Origin of the sequence: Colwellia sp. BRX10-9, from assembly GCF_014077405.1 — a bacterium.
GTDB lineage: Bacteria > Pseudomonadota > Gammaproteobacteria > Enterobacterales > Alteromonadaceae > Colwellia_A.
In genome coordinates this window covers 25,842-35,490 of record NZ_JACGVV010000037.1, presented here as the reverse complement: position 1 = coordinate 35,490, position 9,649 = coordinate 25,842, and the positions used below count along the sequence as shown (strand labels likewise).

At 36.6% G+C, this 9,649-nt stretch carries 7 protein-coding genes and 1 pseudogene; 5 read left to right on the top strand and 3 right to left on the bottom strand.

What is annotated here, in order from left to right; translation table 11 throughout:
• From H4J69_RS16960 to H4J69_RS16945, 4 genes and pseudogenes are all read left to right on the top strand, one after another.
• Positions 1 to 419 (top strand): annotated as a pseudogene (locus tag H4J69_RS16960) (hypothetical protein); the annotation flags it as partial.
• Positions 420 to 424: 5 nt separating this feature from the next.
• Entirely contained in the window at positions 425 to 2,101 is a 1,677-nt protein-coding gene (locus H4J69_RS16955) for a BatD family protein (protein ID WP_182244885.1), read from the top strand.
• Positions 2,102 to 2,159: 58 nt separating this feature from the next.
• Complete coding sequence (locus H4J69_RS16950) at positions 2,160 to 2,675, top strand: sigma-70 family RNA polymerase sigma factor (RefSeq protein WP_310733623.1); 516 nt, start codon at positions 2,160 to 2,162, stop codon at positions 2,673 to 2,675.
• Positions 2,668 to 3,381, top strand: a complete 714-nt coding sequence (locus tag H4J69_RS16945) for a DUF3379 family protein (protein ID WP_182222071.1) — start codon at positions 2,668 to 2,670, stop codon at positions 3,379 to 3,381. The genes H4J69_RS16950 and H4J69_RS16945 overlap by 8 nt, the downstream gene beginning before the upstream one ends.
• 990 nt (positions 3,382 to 4,371) lie before the next feature.
• Here H4J69_RS16945 and putP read toward each other — a convergent pair.
• Entirely contained in the window at positions 4,372 to 5,865 is a 1,494-nt protein-coding gene (gene putP, locus H4J69_RS16940) for a sodium/proline symporter PutP (RefSeq protein WP_182222070.1), read from the bottom strand.
• Between the two features lie 255 nt (positions 5,866 to 6,120).
• Here putP and H4J69_RS16935 point away from each other — a divergent pair, with 255 nt between their 5' ends.
• Positions 6,121 to 7,347, top strand: a complete 1,227-nt coding sequence (locus H4J69_RS16935) for an EAL and HDOD domain-containing protein (protein ID WP_182244887.1) — start codon at positions 6,121 to 6,123, stop codon at positions 7,345 to 7,347.
• A 128-nt stretch (positions 7,348 to 7,475) separates the two neighbouring features.
• On the opposite strand, the gene H4J69_RS16930 is transcribed toward H4J69_RS16935, so the two are convergent.
• Entirely contained in the window at positions 7,476 to 8,285 is an 810-nt protein-coding gene (locus H4J69_RS16930) for a DUF2884 family protein (protein WP_182222068.1), read from the bottom strand.
• A 165-nt stretch (positions 8,286 to 8,450) separates the two neighbouring features.
• On the bottom strand, positions 8,451 to 9,575 hold the full coding sequence (zapE, locus tag H4J69_RS16925; protein ID WP_182244888.1) for a cell division protein ZapE: 1,125 nt from the start codon (positions 9,573 to 9,575) through the stop codon (positions 8,451 to 8,453).
• Positions 9,576 to 9,649 lie beyond the last annotated feature (74 nt).

Genomic DNA, 9,649 nt, shown 5'->3' with positions numbered 1-9,649 from the left:
ATCAAGAACAGCAAGAACAAAACGAGCAAGAAAATCAGGGGAAAGATCAAGAGCAGAAAAACAGTGAAGATCCAGCTCAGCCAAGTGAATCTGAGCAACAAGATGATCAAAAAGAAGCGACTGACAAAGAGCAGACCGAACAAGAAAAGTCTCAACAAGAACAAAAAGATAAAGCCGAGCAAGAAAAACAAGCTAAAGAAGAGGAAGGTAAAGAAGACGACCCAAGCCAACCCGAGCAAACACCTGCTCAGCTTCGTGCCGCCGAACAATTAGCAGAAGAGACCGAACAAAAACACCAACAATTACTCAACAAAGTAACTGATGATCCTTATATGTTACTGAGAAACAAAATGCAGCTCGAATATCAAAAGCGCCGTAATAGTCGAAGTAGTCGCGCAAAAGGAAAAAAACAATGGTAAAAATAATGACCCAAACAATAATAGCCCTATTAACTATTTTGCTCAGTAATACGCTTTTTACCTCTAATGCGTTTGCGGCAACTCAAATTAGTGCAACTATTGATAAGAATCCTATCGTGGTTAATGAGTCTTTTATTTTAAAAATCACCATAGATGACGATGTCGACACCAACGCTTTAAATACCTCCGCGTTATTAAAAGACTTTGTCGTTGGTAGAACATCGGTGAGTTCTCAAACCAGTATGGTTAATTTTAAAACGACACAAACAACAACCTGGACTACTTTACTAATAGGCAAATCAGCAGGCGATTTTATTATTCCTCCTTTCACCATTGCGGGCATAAACTCTCAAGCCATAAAAGTACAAATATTAGCTGAAAATGATCCGCTTGCTGACAAACAACAAGACATTTTTATTACCACTGAAATATCGGCCAAAGAAGTCTATGTTCAACAACAATTAACCTTAACAGTAAAGCTGCACTTTGCTGCAGAATTGAAGCGTGGCAGCTTAAGCGAACCAACCTTAGAAAGCGCCAGCATTACTCAAATAGGAAAAGATAAAGAAGAAGATACTATTATTAATGGCCGTCGCTATCGAGTTATTGAAAGAACCTATGCAATAAGTCCTAAAAATAGTGGTGAATTTACGTTAAAGTCACCGCTATTCTCTGGCGAAATATTAGTGCCATCAACGCGAAGAAATAACATGTTTAGCTTTTCAGAAACTAAACCTGTTAGTGTCATTGGCGATGAAATTCAACTGTCAGTTCGTCCTATCCCTGAAACATTTCAAGGCACGTGGTTACCGAGTAATTTACTGGCTATTCATCAAGACTGGCAACCTGATTTAACAACGTTCAAAGTAGGCGAGCCGATTACGCGCATCATTACCTTAACTGCAGCAGGTTTATCCGAAGAACAATTGCCACTTTTAGAGATGACGGTGCCCAAAGGCCTGAAAGTCTATCCAGACCAAGCTCAATTACATACCGGCATGAGCAGTGGCCATTTGGTTAGCCAAAAAGTTAGAAATTTTGCCATTGTTGCCAGTAAGCCTGGCGAATATCAGCTACCGGAGATAAGTATTCCGTGGTGGAACACCGTCACTAACCGTTATCAAATCGCTACAATTGCTGCTCAAAAAATTACAGTTTTACCTAATAGCGAGCTTAACACAGCTCCAGCTGTCATGAAAAATCAGCAAAACAAAGTACTTATTCCAACGGAGACAATTGTTGTTACTCAAGCATCCTGGCTACAATGGCTATTTTTAACCTTATGGCTACTTACTGCTTTAGCGTGGTTTATCAGTGCAAAACGCTCTAAACCATTGACAGTAAAAACAACGAAGATTGATAATAGAAATAATAATCCTTACTTATGTTTATTAGCCGCCTGTAAAAAAAATCAGGGCTTAGAAGTGCTCGCTTTAATATCGCCATGGATAAATACCTTACAAGCAAAAGCAGGTAACAAAATAACAGCAACACTTGATGATGCGTTAATTGAAATTAATAATAATAAATTTCAGGACGAAATTGAGTTGTTACAGCAATGTTATTATGGGAAAGAGCAAAAAAATTGGCAAGGAAAGGCCTTAACAAGCTTAATTCAAGCTATTAATAAGCAAGGATTAAAAGTAAATGAAGCTAAGGTTTTAACTCTGAATCCAAGATAAAAATGAAATATATTTTTAAAAGCGAAATAAAATAATGTCAGCTCAGGTCTCTTACAACATGGCAACAAAACAAGTTAGATATGAAGCACTAGTTAAAGCTTTGCATGACGATTTATTCCGTTATGCTTATTGGCTATGTCACGACAAACATGTGGCTGAAGACTTAGTGCAAGAGACATTTTTACGGGCATGGCGAGCTTTAGATTCATTAAAAGATGAAAAAGCAGCTAAGTCATGGTTGATCACAATTTTACGACGAGAGAATGCTCGTCGTTTCGAACGTAAACGATTTGATATGAGTGAATATGAAGAAGCCACTATTACCGATACTAAATCAACAAGTAGCGAGCAAGAAATTGAAAACTATTGGCTGCGTGAAAAAATAGCACAAATGCCAGAAGAATACCGAGAGCCATTAGTTTTACAAATTATTGGTGGTTTTTCAGGTGAAGAAATAGCTAAACAGCTCGATTTAAATAAGAATACCGTGATGACAAGGTTGTTTAGAGCGCGTAATCAATTAAAAGAAGCTTTAGATAATACTCCCAAAGTTAGAGGTCAATACAATGGATGATTTGCAATTTAGACGTCGTATTTATGCAGATCCAAATACACGTGATGAAGATATGCTTGCTGCAATTCACAGTGACCCTGCCAAGCAAAATTTTACACAAGAACTTGAAAGTTTAGACAGTAAACTCTTTCAAGCGTTAAATATTGAAGTACCTACAGGCTTAAGCGATAAACTTATTTTACGTCAAACAATGGCCAGTCATCAGCAGCAAAAACGTAAAAGTCGTGTGCGTTTAGCTTTAGCTGCGTCTGTTGCCTTTGTTATGGGTTTAACGATTAATTTTATGCAGTTTTCTAATGCCTATAACAACCTAGGAGATTATGCGATAGCTCATATTGCCCATGAAGAAGGACATTTTTCTAACACTTCAACTGCAAATGTGAGCTTAGCCTCTCTTAACGACAAAATGGCGACGTTTAATGGCAGTTTTACAGATAGCATAGGCAAATTAATGTTTGCTAATTATTGCCGGTTTGATGGCATGAAAAGCCTACACTTAGTTTTTCAAGGTGCAACAAGCATGGTCACTGTTTTTATTGTTCCCAATAATGAAGAGCTTGAATTTACCGCTGATTTTTCAACAGATAAATTAATAGGAAAATCCCAACACTTTAAAAACAGTAATATTATTGTAGTTGCTGACAAAAGTGAATCGCTTACGCAGTGGCAAACAGCCATCGATAAAAATATTAGCTGGTCTATTTAAGTCATAAAAATAATATTTTACTGTTAACGTCGTCGCACATGAAACCATGGCGACGACGTTCTTAATACCCTCTTATTAAAACTCCATTGCTCTTGCACTGAAACCGTAATATTAATACTAAAATTCCCAGACTAAACTCGTTTCAGCATATAGTACTCACCTCCACACCACAGGTACCAAAGTCGTCATACTGAACTCGTTTCAGTATCTAGTACTCACCTCCCAAACAACAGAAGCTAAAGTCGTCATGCTGAACTCGTTTCAGTATCTAGTACTCACCTCCAAACAACAGAAGCCAAAATCGTCATGCTGAACTCGTTTCAGTATCTAGTACTCACCTCCCAAACAACAGAAGCTAAAGTCGTCATGCTGAACTCGTTTCAGTATCTAGTACTGACCTCCCAAACAACAGAAGCCAAGATCGTCATGCTGAACGCGTTTCAGTATCTAGTACTCACCTCCCAAACAACAGAAGCTAAAGTCGTCATGCTGAACGCGTTTCAGTATCTAGTACTGTTCTCCCAAACAACAGAAGCCAAAGTCGTCATGCTGAACTCGTTTCAGTATCTAGTACTTACCTCAATTCAAGCAACAGATACCAAGATCGTCATGCTGAACTCGTTTCAGTATCTAGTACTTACCTCAATTCAAGCAACAGATATCAAGATCGTCATGCTGAACTCGTTTCAGTATCTAGTACACACCTCATTAAAATAGAGACTAAAATAACATATAAGTTCCTTACCATCCTTGGCACCACGCTATTGCCTCCAGGGATGGAGGTACTTATGATTTGTCAGGAACAAAAATCATGACCGTTCATCCTGAACATATACGTTCCTTGCCATCCTTGGCACCACACTATTGCCTCCAGGGATGGAGGTACTTATGATTTGTCAGGAACAAAAATCATGACCGTTCATCCTGAACATAAAAAGCCCGTTATTGAACATCAATAACGGGCTTTATTTGAGCGAGTTTACAATACCATTAATCGATGTTGTGCTGCTCTAGCATCTCATCAAACATTTTTTCAACAGATTCATCAGGTGCCGCGGTAAAGTTACTCACCACAACAATCGCTATTGTTGAAAGTATAAAACCAGGAACAATTTCATACATCACTGAACTCAATAGTTCACCACCGACAGTTATCGGAGCATAAATCCAAATAAGAACGGTTATAGCGCCCGTTAACATACCTGCTAAAGCGCCTTGCTTGTTCATTTTTTTCCAGTAGAGACTTAAGATAACTAGTGGTCCAAATGCGGCGCCAAATCCTGCCCAAGCATTACTAACCAAACTTAAAATAGAGCTATTTCGGTCATAAGCTAATGATATCGCAACAATAGCAACTAGAAGTACAGATAAACGGCCAACAAAAACAAGCTGTTTATCAGTAGCATCTTTATTTAGAAACGCTTGATAAAAGTCACCGGTTAATGAGCTTGATGTCACTAATAATTGAGAAGAAATGGTACTCATTATAGCAGCTAAAATAGCGGCTAATAAAAAGCCAGAAATGAGAGGGTGAAATAAAACCTGAGAAAATAATACAAAAATAGTTTCTGGATCGGTTAATTCTGTACCCGTTTTCGCCACATAAGCAATACCAGCAAAACCAGTTGCCATAGCACCACAAATAGAAACGATCATCCAAGTCATACCAATACGACGAGCAGCAGGTAAATCTTTAACTGACCGGATTGCCATAAAGCGCACAATGATATGTGGCTGGCCAAAATAACCTAAGCCCCAAGCCATCGCTGAAATAATCGCCAGCGCACTAACACCATTGAACATATTAAACTTTTCAGCATCAATAGAATGAATAACATCATTCATTGCTTGTACGCCACCAATGTCGCTTATGACCACAAAAGGTACCAGCACAAGCGCTACGAACATAATACACCCTTGCACAAAATCGGTTAAGCTTACGGCTAAAAAACCACCAAACATAGTATAAAGTACAACAACACCTGCGGTAACGTAGAGCCCAACTTCATAATCTAATCCGAAAGAGCTTTCAAACAATTTACCACCAGCAACGATACCTGATGAAGTATAAAGCGTGAAAAAGACAATAATAACAATTGATGAAACTACGCGAAGCAAATGGCGCTTATCATTAAAACGGTTTTCAAAGAAATCAGGTAAAGTTATCGAATCATTTGCTACTTCGGTATAAGTTCTCAAACGAGGCGCAACAATTAAATAATTAAAATAAGCACCAATTACTAAACCTACGGCGATCCAAATACTGCTTAAACCTGTCACATACATAGCACCTGGTATGCCCATTAGCATCCAACCACTCATGTCAGAAGCCCCAGCGGAAAGAGCCGTCACTGAAGGACTTAGATTACGCCCTCCTAGCATATAACCTGCTGCGTCACTGGTCGATTTTTTAAAGGCATATAAACCTATACCGATCATAACAATAAAATATAAACCTAAAGAAAATAATGTACCAAATGCCAAATTAACCTCCGAAAGTAGTATTATATTTTTACTAAGTAAAAAAAATGTTAAAAAGTTCTGTTACTAAGCAAAAAATAGAATAAGCTAGTATGACTAGATATTTTGCTATTACTATACTTTTATTCTTTTCAACTATATTAAAGGTATTATCCATGTAATGTTTTTATGCCAGTAACTAATATATAAAAATAGTTGATGCTAATTTCTCCTTTTTCAAATATATTCAATATAGTTACGAAAAGATCAGGAACTTTTATGTATTTTTATGCCGCCAGGCAACCCATTCTAGATAAAGACAAAAAACTTTTTGCCTATGAATTGCTATTTAGAGACAGCATTGACAACGTTTTTCCTGATATCGATGGCGATGAAGCCACCACAAAAATGATTGAAGCAAGTAAATTTAACTTAGGTATAGGAGAATTTACTGGTAATAAGCCCGCCTTTATTAATTTTACCCTTGAAACATTAAGTCTTGGTTACGCAAATATGCTGACCACTGATGAAGTCGTCGTTGAAATTCTTGAAACCGTTAAGCCGGGTAAAAAGCTATTAGCTATTTGCAAAGACCTTTATGAACAAGGTTATACATTAGCGCTAGATGATTATGAACATAAAAAAGTGTGGATACATTTTTTCCCTTATATCAAAATAATAAAAATAGATTGGCAAATATCCACTATTGAAGAAATTAAAGAAGTTAAACAAGCGATTACTAATTTCCCTGATATTAAATTGCTTGCAGAAAAAGTTGAAACTTACGACGAGTATAATCAAGCACTAGAATTAGGCTTTGAACTATTCCAAGGTTTTTTCTTTGCTAAGCCTGAGATGATAAAAACTAAAAGTCTATCTCCATCACAGATTGCCATGGCTGAGTTACTTTATGAAACATCAAAACCCGAATTAGATTTAATCAGTATTACTTCAGTCTTTGAACGCGATGTAACACTTTCTTATAAACTATTAAGATATGTTAACTCGGCAATATTTCGCAGACGCAATGAAATATCAACAATAAAACAAGCACTTGTAACACTAGGGTCACAAGAATTAAAGAGATTTTTAGGTTTGATGTTTGCTATAAATGTTAACCCTGACAAACCTTCAGAGTTAATTAATTCAGCGATGGCTCGTGCTAAATTTTGTGAACTTGTCTCAAAGGATATAAATGCTCCAATAGATTCATCTATTGCTTTCTTAACGGGCTTATTATCATTAATTGATGCCATTTTAGATGAAAAACTTGAAACTGTTTTAGAAAAGTTACCACTTGCGCAAGAGATAAAGATTTCTTTACTCACTAAGAAAGGCGTATTGGCTGAATTAATCCAGTTATTAGAGTACATTGAACATGCACAATGGGATGAAACCACTATTGTTATGAAGAAGTTAGGTATAGAAAAGGAAAAAGTCATTAGAGATTACAACCAAGCACTTTCTTGGGCTGACGAGCAGTCACAGATGACAAATGGCAGTTAATTAAGTCAATGGTTCGATTGACAAAAAACAAGTAACTGAATTATTTACTTGTTTATTGTCAATGATTAGAGAAAGACACACCCATGCTATAATAGGCGCTAGAGAAGTTTATCCGTATTTAGTTAAAATTACATAAGTTCTTTAGCGTTTTTAGATGAAACTGTAGTGGTTAATAAATTAAAGTCTTTTAACACTATTATTTCGTTAGTTAACCTGTCTTCAAGTGCATCGATGTCGACAACAGATTGACAAAGTACCTCACTACTTTTTTTAATTTGTTCACCACGAGATTCCATTTCGTTTTCCATTTTTTCACCGAAATCCTCCATACGTGATTCAAAAGCGTTCATATCGCCACCAGAGAAAAGCATCTGTTGCCCTACCGCTATCATTAAACTACCAATCGAATTTTGCACCGTCTTTTCTATTGCACTTTCAATACGTTGCTCAAAATCTTCGTTGAAAAAGTTTTCTCCTGAAAAACCATCCTCATCAAAATAAATGTCATTATCACTGGTTAAGCCCAGATCAACTTCTTTACGTATCTCTGAAAGTTGACTAGTAATTTCAGCACTGAGCGTATTATCTTGACCGAGTAACTCATTAAACGCTAAGTTAATGCCGTCATTCGCAAGATCAATAGCATCCAATGCAACACTTTTTACTTGTGGAACTGCAGCCCTAATGCCAGACGAATAATCATGAACCAAGGATTGCTGATTATCTGTTAAGTCAACTTGAACACCATTGACATATAATCGTTCATTATCAACAATTTTATAGAGTGGCAGTTTACTTTTAGAGAATTCAATGGCGGTTGGCGTAATTTTAATACCACCAGATATTGTTGCATTGCATGAGTCATTTGTAAAAGATGCGGTGGAAGCGAACGTACTGCTACTTGCCAATATAAGTGCTGTTGCGATGAGTGTTTTCATATTATGCCCTTCGATTGTTATCGATTAAATAATGCCTAACTTAATATAGACATTACAAAACTAGTGCCAACTAGTAAAATCAATAAAATTCAATAAGATACAATAAAACCATAAAATAAAATGAAAATTAAATACCATTTATTAGTGAAATAAACACATTTGTGGCTAATATGCTAATTGTTGCATTTCAATGAGACGGGATTGGCAGCGAGCAAACTCAAAACTTAATTGCTGTCCTTGGTAAAGCTCAATAATATCAACTTCAGCATTAATAATAAGTCGTATATTTCTATCATAAAATTCATCAACAACAGCAATAAAGCGCCGAGCTTCATCATCTAAGTGGCGAAGTTGGCTTAACAATTTACCGTCGCGTTGATAGTCATCTTCTACGCCTGATATAACAGAGGTTATGCGCTCTCCATCAAATTGAGGAACTTGGTCAAGCAATACTAATTTAAAATCATCAGCTAGGCTAATGTAGTCTCGCTGACTTCTAGGACCAGAACATAGTGCATAAAAATCAAAAAGTATAATAGTATCTGTTTTCGCTTGAAAAGGGATTTTACGGTGGTTAACGGTTATATTACCTGAAGTGCCTACAGTACCCGTAATATCTAAAAACCTTTGTCTAAGCGTTTTGTTATTTAATGGGTAAGTATAGTCACGATATGCGATTGCGGTTTCATCATAACGGTCTAAGCGATGATCTACAGCACCATCAACCGATAACACTTGGCAATAATCGTTAATTAAATCTATGGTAGGCATAAATATTTCGCGCTGTAATCCATTACGATAAAGTTCTTCGGGTCGACAGTTAGAGGTAGCGATTAAAATAATATCTTGTTGAAAGAACGCCTGAAATAAGCCAGAAAGCAACATAGCGTCACCAATATCTGAAACATAAAACTCATCAAAACACAGTACTTTGATCTTTTTAGCCCATTGCTTAGCAATAAACGTTAATGGATCACTTTGTCCTGTACATAAATTTAATTGTTGGTGTACTTCTTCAATAAAGCGATGAAAGTGAATACGTTTTTTAGCTGTAACGGCTAAATTTTGAAAGAAGAGATCCATAAGCATGGTTTTACCACGACCGACTCTCCCATAAAGATAAATACCACGAATAGCAGACGATTTTTTCAGTCGTTTAGCAAGCCAAGATTTACGCTCATGTTGATAGATTTGTTCAGAAAGATCATCAAGTTTGGCAACGGCATTAACTTGTGCATAATCGTATTTAAAATTATTCGAAGTAGATAGAGCTTGGTAAGCTGAAAGCATATCTTAAGTTTTAAACGTTGAAACTAAATTTTTCCCACAAAAAAAGGGTGAGACATAAGTCTTACCCTTTTTAG